17 protein-coding genes and 1 pseudogene are annotated in these 14530 nt (G+C 34.1%); 7 read left to right on the top strand and 11 right to left on the bottom strand.

The window, feature by feature from the left end; all coding sequences use genetic code 11:
* Window positions 1-228: 228 nt before the first annotated feature.
* From ACIFOT_RS28940 to ACIFOT_RS28930, 3 genes and pseudogenes are all read left to right on the top strand, one after another.
* Window positions 229-657: a hypothetical protein gene (locus tag ACIFOT_RS28940; RefSeq protein WP_430071418.1), complete on the top strand. Its 429-nt coding sequence runs from the start codon at window positions 229-231 to the stop codon at window positions 655-657.
* A gap of 532 nt (window positions 658-1189) precedes the next feature.
* Window positions 1190-1465, top strand: coding sequence for a hypothetical protein (locus ACIFOT_RS28935; RefSeq protein ID WP_430071415.1), 276 nt, complete (start codon window positions 1190-1192; stop codon window positions 1463-1465).
* 188 nt (window positions 1466-1653) lie between these two features.
* Window positions 1654-1830, top strand: a pseudogene (locus ACIFOT_RS28930) (small, acid-soluble spore protein, alpha/beta type); the annotation flags it as partial.
* Between the two features lie 96 nt (window positions 1831-1926).
* Here ACIFOT_RS28930 and ACIFOT_RS28925 read toward each other — a convergent pair.
* From ACIFOT_RS28925 to ACIFOT_RS28915, 3 genes are all read right to left on the bottom strand, one after another.
* On the bottom strand, window positions 1927-2358 hold the full coding sequence (locus ACIFOT_RS28925) for an SMI1/KNR4 family protein (RefSeq protein ID WP_430071412.1): 432 nt from the start codon (window positions 2356-2358) through the stop codon (window positions 1927-1929).
* A gap of 285 nt (window positions 2359-2643) precedes the next feature.
* Window positions 2644-3402, bottom strand: a complete 759-nt coding sequence (locus tag ACIFOT_RS28920; RefSeq protein ID WP_430071420.1) for a DUF2628 domain-containing protein — start codon at window positions 3400-3402, stop codon at window positions 2644-2646.
* Between the two features lie 729 nt (window positions 3403-4131).
* The gene (locus ACIFOT_RS28915) at window positions 4132-4350 is read right to left on the bottom strand and encodes a hypothetical protein (protein ID WP_430071410.1); all 219 of its coding nucleotides are present in this window, start codon (window positions 4348-4350) and stop codon (window positions 4132-4134) included.
* Between the two features lie 419 nt (window positions 4351-4769).
* On the opposite strand from ACIFOT_RS28915, the gene ACIFOT_RS28910 reads away from it, so the two are divergent.
* On the top strand, window positions 4770-4916 hold the full coding sequence (locus ACIFOT_RS28910; protein ID WP_430071406.1) for a hypothetical protein: 147 nt from the start codon (window positions 4770-4772) through the stop codon (window positions 4914-4916).
* A gap of 673 nt (window positions 4917-5589) precedes the next feature.
* Here ACIFOT_RS28910 and ACIFOT_RS28905 read toward each other — a convergent pair.
* Together ACIFOT_RS28905 and ACIFOT_RS28900 are read right to left on the bottom strand one after the other, a co-directional pair.
* Window positions 5590-6075: a GNAT family N-acetyltransferase gene (locus ACIFOT_RS28905; protein ID WP_430071403.1), complete on the bottom strand. Its 486-nt coding sequence runs from the start codon at window positions 6073-6075 to the stop codon at window positions 5590-5592.
* Window positions 6076-6292: 217 nt separating this feature from the next.
* Window positions 6293-7018, bottom strand: a complete 726-nt coding sequence (locus ACIFOT_RS28900) for a DUF4304 domain-containing protein (RefSeq protein ID WP_430071400.1) — start codon at window positions 7016-7018, stop codon at window positions 6293-6295.
* A gap of 574 nt (window positions 7019-7592) precedes the next feature.
* On the opposite strand from ACIFOT_RS28900, the gene ACIFOT_RS28895 reads away from it, so the two are divergent.
* On the top strand, window positions 7593-7838 hold the full coding sequence (locus tag ACIFOT_RS28895) for a hypothetical protein (RefSeq protein ID WP_430071397.1): 246 nt from the start codon (window positions 7593-7595) through the stop codon (window positions 7836-7838).
* A gap of 230 nt (window positions 7839-8068) precedes the next feature.
* Window positions 8069-8530 carry a hypothetical protein gene (locus ACIFOT_RS28890; protein WP_430071394.1) on the top strand — a complete coding sequence of 154 codons (462 nt, stop codon included), beginning with the start codon at window positions 8069-8071 and terminating at the stop codon, window positions 8528-8530.
* A 254-nt stretch (window positions 8531-8784) separates the two neighbouring features.
* Here the strand turns inward: ACIFOT_RS28890 and murB are convergent, their stop codons facing one another.
* From murB to ACIFOT_RS28870, 4 genes are all read right to left on the bottom strand, one after another.
* Window positions 8785-9696, bottom strand: coding sequence for a UDP-N-acetylmuramate dehydrogenase (gene murB, locus ACIFOT_RS28885; protein WP_430071391.1), 912 nt, complete (start codon window positions 9694-9696; stop codon window positions 8785-8787).
* 166 nt (window positions 9697-9862) lie between these two features.
* Window positions 9863-10489 (bottom strand): FMN-dependent NADH-azoreductase, encoded by a 627-nt coding sequence (locus ACIFOT_RS28880; RefSeq protein ID WP_430071388.1) that lies wholly within the window; start codon window positions 10487-10489, stop codon window positions 9863-9865.
* A 60-nt stretch (window positions 10490-10549) separates the two neighbouring features.
* Window positions 10550-11149 carry a DUF3238 domain-containing protein gene (locus ACIFOT_RS28875; RefSeq protein ID WP_430071385.1) on the bottom strand — a complete coding sequence of 200 codons (600 nt, stop codon included), beginning with the start codon at window positions 11147-11149 and terminating at the stop codon, window positions 10550-10552.
* A 153-nt stretch (window positions 11150-11302) separates the two neighbouring features.
* Window positions 11303-11887, bottom strand: coding sequence for a DUF3238 domain-containing protein (locus ACIFOT_RS28870; protein WP_430071382.1), 585 nt, complete (start codon window positions 11885-11887; stop codon window positions 11303-11305).
* Between the two features lie 147 nt (window positions 11888-12034).
* Between ACIFOT_RS28870 and ACIFOT_RS28865 the strand changes: the two genes are divergently transcribed.
* Window positions 12035-12508: a MarR family winged helix-turn-helix transcriptional regulator gene (locus ACIFOT_RS28865; RefSeq protein ID WP_430071380.1), complete on the top strand. Its 474-nt coding sequence runs from the start codon at window positions 12035-12037 to the stop codon at window positions 12506-12508.
* 276 nt (window positions 12509-12784) lie between these two features.
* Here ACIFOT_RS28865 and ACIFOT_RS28860 read toward each other — a convergent pair whose 3' ends face one another.
* On the bottom strand, window positions 12785-13483 hold the full coding sequence (locus ACIFOT_RS28860; RefSeq protein WP_430071377.1) for a class I SAM-dependent methyltransferase: 699 nt from the start codon (window positions 13481-13483) through the stop codon (window positions 12785-12787).
* A gap of 130 nt (window positions 13484-13613) precedes the next feature.
* A complete protein-coding gene (locus tag ACIFOT_RS28855) occupies window positions 13614-14477 on the bottom strand; it encodes a hypothetical protein (RefSeq protein WP_430071374.1) in 864 nt (287 codons plus the stop codon).
* Window positions 14478-14530 lie beyond the last annotated feature (53 nt).

Below are 14530 nucleotides of genomic sequence, written 5' to 3'. Positions count from 1 at the left end.
GCCTGGCACACTAAGAAAAGGCTGCCATAATGACAGCCCAGGTCTTAAACTCTTGCACCCGATAGTTTAAGTACAATGCTTCACAAATTTTCTTTTGGAATAAAAAAAGGACCTTCATATAAAAGGATTGCACTCGCTTTGAAATCCCAAAAACAAATATTAATTAAGCATCCGGGACAAGTCTGACCTTCTGCCTTGTTTTTTTGCTGGTTCCTTCAGCATGGTTATTTGCCAGACTTACAAGAAAACCCAAGCGGTAAGACGGGACTTCTATCCTATTCCGATGATGAATATCTTGGTAAAAAGAGAACTGGTGGTGGGAAAATGCAAAAAGAAGAGGTCTTAGAAGACATGGTAATCATGCAAGTGGTGTATGCATTACTGGCAGGGATCGGATATTATCCATCCATGCTGACCGCGTTTTATTTTGACAGCAGCGACATCATGATTCCAAAGTATTGCGCCTACTATGCCTATCCTGCGTTTATCCTGACATTTATCCTGTTTGCCGTAGTTTCATGGATCTGCTATGCGCTTGGCAAATACAAGGTTATCAAATGGTTGAATTTTATCCCCTTATTTTGGATCATCTGGGGCGTCTTCTGGGTCTGCTATGTGGAATGGTATTACTGGTACTATTTTGGGATCGGCTGGTAAGGGAGATTACTGTGAGCTGAAACAGAAGAATAACTGTTTTGCAACGCCTTTCAGAGGGTTCTTGCAAGACTTTACCTCTTTTTGCCGTAAAGAGGAAGATTAGATGTGCGAACTGTCTCGAATTTCTTTGTTTACTCCTTATTAACAAATTTATGTATGATCTAAATATGTTCAGTGAATTTCTTCTTCAACTATACTGCTTCTTTAGCTGAATAAGAAAAGGGATAGCCGCAGCCATCCGGATCTTTAACTTTTGAACCCGTTAGTTTTAGTACATTTGTTCACAAACTACTTTAAAGAGTGGTTTAATATTCTTTATCTTGTTTTAGCCTTATTTTCGTTATTCCATTTAATAGTCACCTTAATCGGTTATCAGGTGTTACAGAACATCCAATACAAGACGTAGGAATTGTAATGGTTGCACCTTGAAGTCTTCCTCCATTTTTGAGGTTGTAGAAAGCTAGTCAATCGATTGGCTTTCCGTCTTATTTTTTCGGAATTATCATAAAATTACGTGAAGGGAGGAAAGTAAATGTCACTATCTTCAACAACAATATTGTATATTTGTTTTCATATCGCATTGAGTTATTTTATTTGGACTAAACACTATAAACGCTTCAAACCGTTATTTTTAGTCCTAGCATTACTATTTGGAATAATGGCAATTTTAGCATTTATTATGTGTAATTTATTTTATTTACAAGAATGTGACAGTAAATATGATTCATTTTTCTATGGACTTATCTCATTAACAAGTGCTTTAAATTTATTATTCTTTTCAATAAAAAATAAATTTAAGAAAGGCTAGTCAACCGACTAACTTTAATATTTTGCTCGTCTAAATGAATATGGGGAGTGATGTTGTTCCACTAACCTGCCCGTTAGCTCAATAACAAAGGAAATCGTCCCAGCAACTACTGTTGGAGTGTTATGAAAACATTTTATAATTAAAGAAAATTCTTCTTACTGAACCCAAAACTTACCAACTTTATGTAGCTTTTAGTTTCAGGAGTAGAGCAAGCACTTGAACAAATGAAGTATGAAATTGCACAAGAATTTGGTGTGCAGCTTGGAGCCGATACATCTTCAAGAGCTAATGGTTCTGTTGGTGGCGAAATAACAAAACGATTAGTAAGAATGGCTGAACAACAATTCGGTGGATCTTTCCGTTAATACAAAAATGCCCGCTAGAATCTAGCGGGTTTTTTATGTAATTCATTCTTCGATCTTGAACTATTGCACCCGATACTTCAATAAGACTTTTCCTTTTTACTCATCATCAAGGTCATCATATTCTTCAGAAAATCGAATAATAAATTCCTCTAAATTAGGTGCATATTCTTCTAATTCTGTTGTTTCGTGATACCAAAGATAAATGGTATCTCCCATTTTCCCGTTCATCATTTTAAAGCAAAGTATATCTCCAGAACCATCATCACCAATCGCAATAAGGTCATCAGACATTCTTTCTTCTCTTACTTCCTTATTTTGTCTAACAACATCATCCCAAGTTTTTTTAGGGTTTATTTGGGTATTAATAGGATAGAGAATCCATTCACCAATCTCCGCATTATTTACTAACTTAAAAAGTTCTTTGTACTGTTCGGGAAAAATTACACCTAACTTTTCCTCAGCCAGCTTTATATCCAATTCATCAACGCCAGGTTTCTTTGTTTCAATTAAATTTCGCACATTCTGCATTTAGATAAAACTCCTTCACTCATAAATCTTTCATTATTATTAATTCAATAACAAATTTATCATTTCCTTCTTCAAGTATTCTGCCAGTTAGTGCAATAAAAAAGGGATCGCCGCAGCCATCCCATTCTTTAACTCTTGCACCCTTTAGTACAACAATAAACGTTAAATCCGATGTAAAAACAAATTATAAGTAGTGAACTCCATACTAATGACAAGGAATTCGTATTTCAATAAATTCTTACATCAAGTAATACCATACGCTCCCCATTACTTTAACATTTTAGGTCAATACGATAATTCTTCTACAATTCTAAATTCATAATCTTCCGCTTCCTTTTTGCTTAACTTCTTACCATTAATGTAAATTTGTTTCCATTCAAAACTATCCTCAATGAAGTAAACAAAAAAGACAATGTGTAAATTTTCTTTTTTACTCTTATCATAACCTGTAAATTCTACCACATGGTGGTCACCTTCTCTTTTGACATACTTCCATCTCGGTTCATCTGTATTGAATTCTAAAGCAAGGCCTTCGTCACTCATACTCACGACTGTTTTTACATTGGTTTCTGTCGGTAAAATGTAGAATACTCCGTCTGCAACAAAATAAAACAGATATAAAAGGGCACATAGTCCGAGCATCATACCGATGTTCGTTCCGCCTTTTTTTTGCAAATAGGCATCTTTTTGTGATTCAGGAAGAGCTTTAGCTTGTTTCAGAACTTGAGAAGTATGGTTATAATACCAGCGGTTTCCGAACCATCCTACTATTATAGCGATTACCAAATAATAGGGGGTATTGATATACCCCCAGATAGGATTATCGGAAAAATGCTGGGGTAAGAGTTTAAGCGTTCCTATTAGTCCAAAAACCAAAAACCATTTATACATTTTTCGATGTGCCAACCAAAATAAAGGAAAAAAAAAGGCTACCCAGTTCCATGTGTTTTTCTTTGCTGGATTTTGAGCAGATCCCCATTTTGAATCGTAGTACGATGTATTTATTTGAACTACCTTGTGTTGTTCTGCAAATAAGGTTGGCACCCGCTTCTGTTGTTCATTTAATAAGGTATTTTCTTCTAACGGAATTTCTTCTAATGGAGCCTCTTCTATATAAGAGTTCTTAAGTGTAGTTATGCTTTCTTTTTTCCCTTTTCTTTCGAACAACTTTTCTAGCCCCAAATGAAGAAAAGCAGTAATTATTCCGAAAATAACAATAATTAAAAAGACGAAAAGATGATCTCCCCAGGAGAAAAAGCCTTCATCCCCCATAAGTTCCCCAAAAAGTTCCAAAAGTAAATAAAGGAACATAATGGAGATGGAGTACGTTGCAATTTGAATTAAGATACGTTCTATAATCTTTTCTTTCTTATAACTAATCCATCCAAAAACAACTCCTACTACATAGGATCCTGGGTTAAAGGCACCTACCAAAGGCGAAAATAAAAGTGCCACAATCGAGAATATTATCAGATCTACCATGTTATACTTATCTTCCGATTCCGCCATTGCATACATTAGGAATAATATGACCATCCCCGATACAATCATGGCTGCAAGCACTCCGCAGAGAATTTTCCGAATCATTTTTGGATCCCTTGATACCACGATTTTCTCGAACATTTTTACCCCCTATAAAAAAATCATACTCTTCCCTCTTTTGACTTAGTTCTATAGCATTATATTCGTTCCCTATATGTAATATCCTGCAAATATTAGATCAATAAAAAAAAGCTATCATAAATGGCAGCTAAATTTTAATTCATGCACCCGTTAGCAGAATAAGAACTTTTGTTTATTCTTATTTTCCATTTTCTTGAGCCTTTTAAGTACATCTGGTTCAGGGATGCCATTGAATAACCCTATTAGAGCATCTACACACTTATCACTTGTAAAGTTTCCATTTCCTTCTTTTACCGTTTCTACATAAGCCGCAGTCATCATTAAAATGCTTTTAGCGTCAGACCCCTCTGTTTTATCTAAATCCAACATAGAATTATCTTCCTAAAATTGATTGATTGAATGTATATTAAATTCGCTTTAAGAAAATATTTTCCTTCTTACACTAAACTGCTACCTTTAGTTGAAGAAGGACAACATTAATTGTTCTAAGATTTAGTATCTGTCATATATTGTCCAAGGGAATCACCTCCCCGATGCTAAGACTGCTCAGTTACATGGAGTGGTCTTTTTATATTTTATTAAAAAGGCATCCTCCTTGAAGAAAATCAATTCATGTTCCACTTTGTTAATGCTCACTATGTTTAGAATTACAAATAACATTTCTTGTTAATTAAAATAGATTAGACTCGATTCAGTTGTGCCTATTTTCAAATTAGATAAGCTCATATCCAATCCAAAAGACATATGTCTAAAGTGTAATAAAATATAGAATGAAAGTAGGTGTCTAAATGCCTCCTTACTATGGATCATTTGGTTATCCGATGATGGGATACGGCTATCATCCGTATGGTTACGGTTTTCATCATCACCATTATCCTTTCTATGGTGGTTTCGGTTTTCATCATCCTTGGCACCATTACGGACACTGTTGTTAAAAGAAAAGCTAATGAATATTTGAGGAGGATTTGGGAAGTCCCGATCCTCTATTACATAATTTTTGAATGGATGTTCCAATTTTGTTTTTCTAAAACTATTATTTAAGTAAACTGCTTCGTTAGTGAAAGAATAAAAGCTGCTTTTATGAACACCTGAAATTATTAAAAATCGAAACTTTGTATTTGGTTATTATCCAAAAACTACCTTTTGATGTGTTGCCGTTTTCAATGGTATTTTAATTAACGGCTCTCAATCAGAATAGGGGGCATCATTGTATTGGTTATTGGAAGCAAAGTAATTTTCGAATCAGAAATTTATGTTATTCATTGGATTTACGATAGTGGGTATTGCGAAGTAAAAAAAGATAATGATATAAAGTTAGTTAAACTCTCCGACCTAACACCACTGGAATAAACATCAAACAGATTTCTGATTTGGGAGTCAATTAGCACTCGTGCATCGAGTGCTTTAATTTTTGCTTAATATTATCGTAGGTTGACTATAATTATCACCATTATTTCGATAATTTTTTAAATATAAAAAAATCAACATAATTATATAATCCCTTGTTCAACTGCCCCGTTAGTGCAACAAGAAAAAAGGATCACCGTAGCGACCTCCATCTTTATCTCTTGCTACCCTTTAGCTGAAGAAAGACTTCTTCGATTATAATTAGGACGATTTAATAGTATAAATTGCTTGCTCAGCTCCAAATCTGCTAATCGTTCGTTCTAATTTCATACCTAAATTCTCTAAGAGCTTACAAGAGGAAGTATTAGCAGTTTGTGTTTCTGCAACTACTTTTAGAAGGTTCAATTCATTTAAAGCAAAATTAATAATCACTTGAACTACTTCAGTTGCATAACCTGCTCCCCACCAATTTGGTAATAACTGATATGAAATTTCTAGGTAAACGCCATCGTGGTGAGGGTCAAGAGAAACCAAACCAATAAATTCATCTGTGTGTTTTTCTCTGACAACCCAATAAAAAGAGTTATCACTTGAATTAAGCATATCGTCTAATACAACTTCAATAGAATCGTCCTGGCGTATGCCACCAAGATATTTTCTTACTTCCGTATTAACATATATTTTTTTCACATCAACATAATCCGATTTTTGCAGGCTTCTAATAAAACATCTTTCTGTTTCAAACAAATAAATTCATCTCCTGACATTATAATGAGAATTGAAATTATCATTTAAATTATTCCATTAAGATCCCTTATATCCTTTAATTTCTAAGATTATCAAGATCCACTTCTTTAACTACCTGCTTCGTTAAAAATCGAATAACAAAAAAGGCTGCATTTTTTGCAGCCAGTTCTTTAAGGAAAGCACCCTTTAGTTCAATAAGGATAGGGGAAAAAGTGGCTCACAAAACAATTCTCCCTGATTCAATATCATCATTAATGGCTACTTTATATGCACCATTGTGTATCCTTTTTAATATTTCTCTTCCTTTTTCCTGTTCACCGTTTACATAATAAAGGTACCCTAAACGATACATCATTTGTACGTCAATTTCTCCTCTTGGTTCATCTTTTCTAAGATGTTCAATTAATGACTTTGCATCAGGAATTGATTGAAAGTAAGTGAGAATTACCTTTTCAATATCTTCCACCAACACTTCAATGAACCCTTCTCCAGTTTTGACGTTATAACGATTTTCCCAATTAGATTCGAATAATTTCTGCTTTGAAATTTCAGCTTCATTCAATTCCACTTCATAATAAACGACAGAAGGTTTCTCTTGGCTGTACGCTTCTAAGTAAAACCAGTCATCAACCTTAGCAGGCAAATTATATGTATTAAGTTCATTACTTTCCTGTATTCCAAGCGAGGTGTATAAAGAAGGGACGGCGATACTTATGTTATAAGTAAAACTTGCCGTCGTTCGATGATTTCCTCTTGAATATTGCACTTCGCAAATTTCAATAAGCCCTTCTCGTTCTCGATAAAAGGTCTTTCCTTTCTTTTTGAATCCGTGCTTTTTAAATTCGGGTGTAATCACCTGTTTAAAAGCATCGTGCAACATATCCTTGTAATTGTATTTTTCAATAAGTTTATTGTACTCTTCTTCATTAAAATGACTATTCATATTCAGCCTCTCTTCGACGAACAATGATCACACTTACCATTTTGAACAATTATTAGCTGCTATTCAACTAACCTGCCAGTTAGTGGAACAAGAAAAAAGAGCTGCACAGCAACTCACTGTTTAACTTCTGCAATTAAATTACATTTTTTCACAATCTTATAGGTGTTGAACAATCGAAACCCAACACGGAGATTCCCTAATGCCTGCAAGAAAGACCCCCAGTGTAATAAAAGTAAACATAAAAGGCACAAATAATTGTGCCTTCCAAAGGAGTGAAATGTCCTATCCAAATTTCCCAATATAATATATTCTAATGATTTTATTTGGGTTCGGATTAGCACCTATTAAATTCCTCAATCCGAAATTAATAATTAATATTCTTATCCCATTAGCGGAAACAATTGGTGCTAATTTAAATAAACCATTCTCTGTTAAATCAATTCGCATCAAGTGATTTTCCTTTACATACAAATTGAAAAATGTTTATTTTGGTGGCTTTTTTTAGAGGTGTTTGGACCAAAATATCTGTACTCATGGTAAAATGAGGAATATATAGAAATTGGAGGGATTATTCATGGCAAATGCATTAAAATGGGCGGGCTATTTTGCAATTATTACAGGTGTGATCATCGCCATTAACCTAATATTTTCATTAAGGATGATTGATTCCGATTATCGCTGGTATTACGCGGTCTTTGTGCTTGCAGTAACAATCCCAATTGGGTTAATGTCGGTTGCTGTTTCGCAGTTTATTGAAAGTAAGTCTGGTGATTATACATTTGATGCCAGAAAACGGAGAGAAGAAATGAACCGTTCATAATATATGAAACCCCGTCTAAATGATGGGTTTTTTTACTTGTACCAGAAGTTTTTTTTGTGAAATTTACTTTTACCGCTTATTATAGCTGCCAAGTTGGCATCTGGATCTTAAACTCTTGCACCCGTTAGTTAAACAAGGGGTAACACAGTTATCGTTTTATTCATTACTATTTTGTTTGAATGAATAGGTTAAACAAATACCAAACTAATCTTAAAAAAGGATGTGAAATAGTGAAAAAAATAGCATTATTTCTTTTATTTTTTATAGTATCTACAATGATAATGCCAAATGACTCAGAAGCTAACGTATTGGAAAACTTGCCTCGGACACTAGAAACAAAACAATGGAAAGTAACAGTTGGAAAGCCAGACCATAGTGATAAAAAGCTTAACCAGTCTATAAGACCAGCGTTGAATAATGTATACAGCCTAGACATTAAAAATATTGGTGAAGAAAATATTGAATTAGTCAGGGTTGAGGGATATAAAAACATACCTAAATCAGCGTCAACATTTTATGAACTGTTTACAGCCAAATACGACGAAGGCAAGCCTTTAGAACCCTCATTTCACCATTCCAATTTTCCTTTAGATACTAAGGCAACAGCATTAATGGTATCTGTAACCTGGAAACATAAAAATAGTGACCAACGAAAGTTTAAAGAACAATTCATTTTTCAACTGACAAGATAACATAGAGGGGCTTCCCTCTTTTTTTTGAATTATGTCTGTTAATTCTCAAGTGAATAATGAGGGACAATAACACATTAAGTGTTTTCTTCTTTCACTAACCTGCTCCGATAGTTTAAGTACACCCTTTCACAATCTTTTTTGTGCAAAAAGAAAAAAGGCGATCTCCTTCTTGGAGTATCGCACCCGTTGCATAAGCTATATACTTTTTACATATAAAAAGTATTTTTATTGAACTGCCTTATAAAACTTAAGACTTATTCCTCACCTAGAATTTTCACTTCTGTTTCAATATCAATTTTATATTTATTTTTCACCGTTTTTTGGATATATCGTATCAAGTGAAGGTAATCAGTTGATGTTGCATGGTCTACATTTACAATAAAACCTGCATGCTTCTTTGATACTTCCGCACCCCCAACCCTTTTACCCTGTAACCCGCTATCAGAAATTAATTTTCCGGCAAAATGATTGATAGGGCGTTTAAAGACGCTACCACAAGAAGGGTATTCTAGAGGTTGCTTTTTTTGTCTAAGTGATGTAAATCTATCCATTTTTTCTTGGATTAGTTCTGAACTCTCTTTCTCAAGTTGGAAAATCGCTTCCAACACAATTTGTCTTTCTTTCTCAAAAATACTTGTTCTGTAGCCAAACTGAAAATCAGATTTATCAAGTGTGAGAAAATCGCCAGACATCGTCAGGACTTTAGCCTTTTTTAGGACAAATGCAATTTCTCCGCCATAGGCACCTGCATTCATGATTAAAGCTCCTCCAACACTTCCAGGAATCCCACATGCGAATTCTATCCCCGATAAATCATGAATACGTGCAACTTTAGTCACATCAATGATACTTGCTCCACTTTCAGCAGTGATTTCATTTTCCTGAACCTTTATTTTATTTAGTTCATCCAAATTCATTACAATTCCTCGAATGCCGTTATCTCGAATAATCACATTTGTTCCATAGCCAAGTATCGTTAAAGGAACTTTATTGATAAAAGCGTATATAGTTATTTTTTGAACCATTTCTACATTTTCTGGCTTGATATAAATATCTGCATTTCCTCCTGTTTGGATGAAAGTATGATTTGCCATCGGTTCATTATGTCGTATAAATGATTGAGGACAAATTGCTCTAATTTCATCTAGTAAAACCGTATTTTCCATATGAACTTTGGACAACAGCCAGAATGTTTTTCACTAACAGTGCCCATTTCTCCTCCTTATCTTCAATACAATTAATGACACATTAAACCATAAGATATAAAAAGAGATTGATTTTATTTCCTAAAAGAGTAGGTACTGCCATATTTAATGAAAAGTGTTTTACTAATTAGAACGTACTTGCTACTTTAACAGCTTTTTCAAGCCCTGCAGCAATAATTTCTTCTGCCTTATCAGGAAATTGGTTGTGACCTTCAATCACGACTTTCTCCATATCTTTTACACCGAAAAAGCTCATCATGCTTGCTACATATTTAACAGCCATTTCCATTTCAGCTTTTGGTCCTTCCGAATATACACCGCCACTTGCGTTTAATAATGCAATTTTCTTATCTCCAATCAGACCTACTGGACCTTCTGGCGTATATTTAAACGTTTTGCCTGCGCGATTTAAGTAATCAATATATGTGTGTAGTACGGCTGGGATTGTTAAATTCCATAATGGGAAACCAAATACAACTTTATCAGCTGCAAGGAATTGATCTAAATAATTATCAGCAACAGCTACTGCTTTTGCTTCTTCTGCTGTTAAATCAAGTCCTCTACTAGCCTTAAATGTACCGTTAATCATATCTTCACCTACATAGGGTAATTCTTCCTTGTATAAATCAAGGCCTACAACTGTATCATTTGGATGTGATTCTTTGTAGCTTGCTAAAAAAGCCTCATATAATTTCACACTCACTGCTTGGTCTGCTGGACGATTGTTTGCTTTTACAAATAAAACTGTTGTCATTCTTATTTCCTCCTGTTACTCCTCTTAAGTTGTTATATTTTTAAGGGTATATTTTTGTCTTTACAAATTCTTTTTAAAACTATACTCCATTTCTCCACCTAGAGCTTCCGGCGTGTCACCAGTTTCTCTGAAATCATGTATATGAATTTGTTCAAAAGGACCAAAATCTGTTTGTTTATAAAATTCATAGCAAGGGAATCCATCATGTTTACCTTCGATATCAACAGTACCATCTTTTTTGACATGCACAGTTAAAAGATAGTCAACAGCAGGTGCATTTATATTTAATGGGTTGCTAGCACTTGCACTCATTTGAAACTTGATGTCATAAGAACCCCAAGCAATATCAGTGCATACAATACGTTCTGTACTAGCTTTTCCTGTTCTTTTATTAACGGAACCATCTGGAGTTGTAACTCTTTCCGTTGTTATACCAGTATTTCCATATGTGAAAATTTCTTTTTTGTGAAAATCTACAACTGCTTCTTGTTCAACTCTAGAACGCATAGCGTTTACAGCATAAGGGGTAAATTCACGTGAGTCACCTTCGAATTCGATTAAGTTTCCCGTTTGATTTTCTTTCTTAGGTCCAGTCCAACCTATTGCAGTCCAAGACATTGGAATGAATACACTTGCTCTAATTTTAACGATATTAGCCATGATAAAAACCTCTGTAATTTTATTTTTAAGTAATACAAAACATTGAATCATTGAGCAAAACAAATCACAATTTCTTTAGAACAATCAATTGTTTTTCCTTTAATACTCTCTACTGCTTGTTAAGTGTGATTCACTTTTGATCTATATTTATATTTAAATTGACTTTTTAAAGCTGTATTCCATCTCTCCAGCTAGCGCTTTTGGAGTGTCACCAGTTTCTCTGTAATCATGTTTATAGATTAATTCAAATGGACCAAAATCTGTTTGCTTATAAAATTCATAGCAAGGGAACCCATCATGAGAACCTTCAATTTGCAAAGCTCCACTTTTGCTAACACGTATAGATAATAAATAGTCAGCCGCAGGTGCTGCTGCATCTAAAGGGTTGCTGGCACTTGCCTTCATTTCAAAAGAAACTTCATCAGCGCTCCACACAACATTCGTACATACAATGTTTTCTGTACTTGTTTTTCCTTTTTTATGCTCAATAGAACCATCTGGATTTGTAATTTTTACAGTTGTAATACAAGCATCTGCAAATGTGAAAATTTCTTTTTTATAAAAATCAATAATCACTTCTTGCTCTAGTCTTGACCGCATTGTGTTTACGGCGTATGGTGTAAATTCACGTGCATCACCAGTATATTCAAAGCTCCTTCCTGTTGCAGGAACTTTAATAGGCTTCAACCAAACATATGGCGCAAAAATACTTCCTCTAATTTTAACCAGACTAACCATTTGAAACCTCCTAAGTAAATATAAATTCTATTGGTGAATCCTATATCATCGTTAAAATATAGTCAATTTGATTGACTATATTCTGCATAGTACAATAGAATCCGAAAGTAGTCAACCTAATTGACTTTATTTAAGGAGGTTTTATGTATGAATCATCAAAAACTGAGGGAATTGGATCTCACATCACTTTTGTCATTATCCTTTAGTGCATCGATTAGTGAGCTACATGATAAATTGAGTGAATTGGGATTTGAAGATATTAGACCTGTACATGGTTATTTGTTTAACCGTATCATCCCTGATGGAGCAACAGGTATAGAACTAGCTGAATATTTAGGAATTACAAAGCAAGCTGTGAGTACAATGGTGGATTTTCTTGAGAAGAGTGGTTATGTAATGCGTGAAACTCATCCAACTGATAAGAGAGGGAAAATTATTGTTTTGACTGAACGTGGTTGGTTAGTAATGAAAGCAAAAGAGGAGATACTAACTGAAATTGAAGGGCGCTGGATTGAAAACATAGGTGCTGAACGACTGCAAATGCTCAAAGAAGATTTAAAAAAATTAGTTGATAAAGCAAATGATGATAAAATATCAACAAGAATTCGACCTGTTTGGTAAATAAATAAGGAAAAATCAATAAAATTACTAAATATTATTCATTTTCCTTATTGAACTAACCTGCCACTTTAGTTCAATAAAAAAGAAGGCTGCCGCGGGCTACCCGATTGTTCAACATAAGCACCCGTTACTTTAAGTATAAAACTTCACAATCTCGATATATTTATTTTTAGTCTTTTGCAATAGGGCTAAATGTTTCTATTATATACTCTCTAAATTTATTAATGGTTATATCAGTTCAATTTCAGTATCTTATTATTGTTCTAACCATTTCCGTTAAATACACTTTGAAATATACATACCTCTTCCAGTTATACCTTGGGGATCATATTCCGTATCAAGTCCCGCTTCTTTAAATGCAGAAAGCATTTCATTTTCCGTGAACAATCCCAGTTCATGCATTTCAGATAAATGCATGATTCTTTTTTTTGTACCTACCAAATATTCAAAATGAAGGATAGAAACATTCCCTTTTTTCTCCGATAAGTACATACGGCTTACTTTCATTTCATCATTTTCGCCAGTAGTAACCGAAATATTGCCATCATAAAATGTATCTGGTGCGAACCAAGGTTCAACTATTATAAGACCTTTAGGTTTTGTATGTTTTTTCATTTGCTTTAATGTATGTACCAAATCTTTATAAGTTTTGACATAAGCAATCGCACTAAAAAGACACATCACGACATCATATTGTTGTTCTATTTCGAAGGTTGTCATATCCTTGCACCAAAGATTTGAATCAGGGTTTCGTTCTTTTGCGATTTCAATAAACCGTTCACTGATGTCTATGCCGTCAATCGTATAATAATTATTTAAATATTCCATATGCCTTCCCGTCCCACATGCAACATCGAGGACTGTCATTGCATCATGTTTTTTTGATTTAATCATATCCTTAATTTCGTCTGCTTCCTTTTGGTAATTCTTCCAGTTATATATCAAATCGTATAAGTCTTCAACTTTAATATCCATGGTTTGCCTCCAAGCTTGAAGATTTAATTAATATTATTCTTTATTCCACTTAAACTATCCTGCTTCGTTAGTACCACAGGAAAAAAGGATCGCCGCAGCCATCCACTCTTTAACTCTTGCACCCGTTACTTTAAGTATATTCATTCACAAACTTTTCATCTTCCATATCTATTAAATAAACATCATCATCCTTAACTAAGAACAATTTGCTCCCTCTGCCAACAGCATAATCATATTTCAGTTCTTCTCCGCTCTGATTTACCGTTTGAAGTTTCTTTTTTTTCTTGTCCCTTAAAGAATACAAGTACACCACTGCCCTATGGTTATAACCATGACTAAACATAACTAGATCATTTTTGATAGCAAATGCATGACTTCCTTTGATAGGAACATTACGAATAATCTTATAGCCCGTCTTATTTAGTGTAACAAGTGGAAAGTCAGAATAATAATAAATATTTGTGTCTTTAGAAGTGACGTTTAAAGCGTAACAATCGCTTATGAATGGAACTTTTCTCCCTGTTTGAATGACAAAATCGACGTAATCAAATGTTTTGACTCCATCATTATCATAACATCTTAAACCTGAATCCATATTTTCATCGAAATAACTTACCCATATATCAGAATCCTTTGTCGTTTGTACATCTTGAATTGCATCATCAAACTCGAACTTTTTTAACACATTTCCGTGAACACCAAATAAGGTACCGTTCCTTAAATACCCCTCTTCCTTGTCAGTTCTTGCACTAACCAATAACCAATTCTCACCAAGGGGTTGAACAAAATCAAATGCTTCCAATACCGAAGGGAGTTCTATTTTATTTATTTTTCCATTTACAACATGAAAAACCTTATGCAAGTATCTTCTTTGTACCTTCTGTTCTGTTAATAAAATAATATTTCCTTCAAAATCGACACTAATTCTATAATCATCCTGTGCACCAGCAATATGCCTAACGTTTATACAATGGCTAGCTTTAATGTCATTCATTTTAGTTCCTCCTAAAAACATAACCAACACTTGTTAATACAGATAGGTAAGGG

Source organism: Neobacillus sp. NRS-1170, from assembly GCF_050468025.1.
This window is presented reverse-complemented; position numbering and strand designations above follow the sequence as displayed.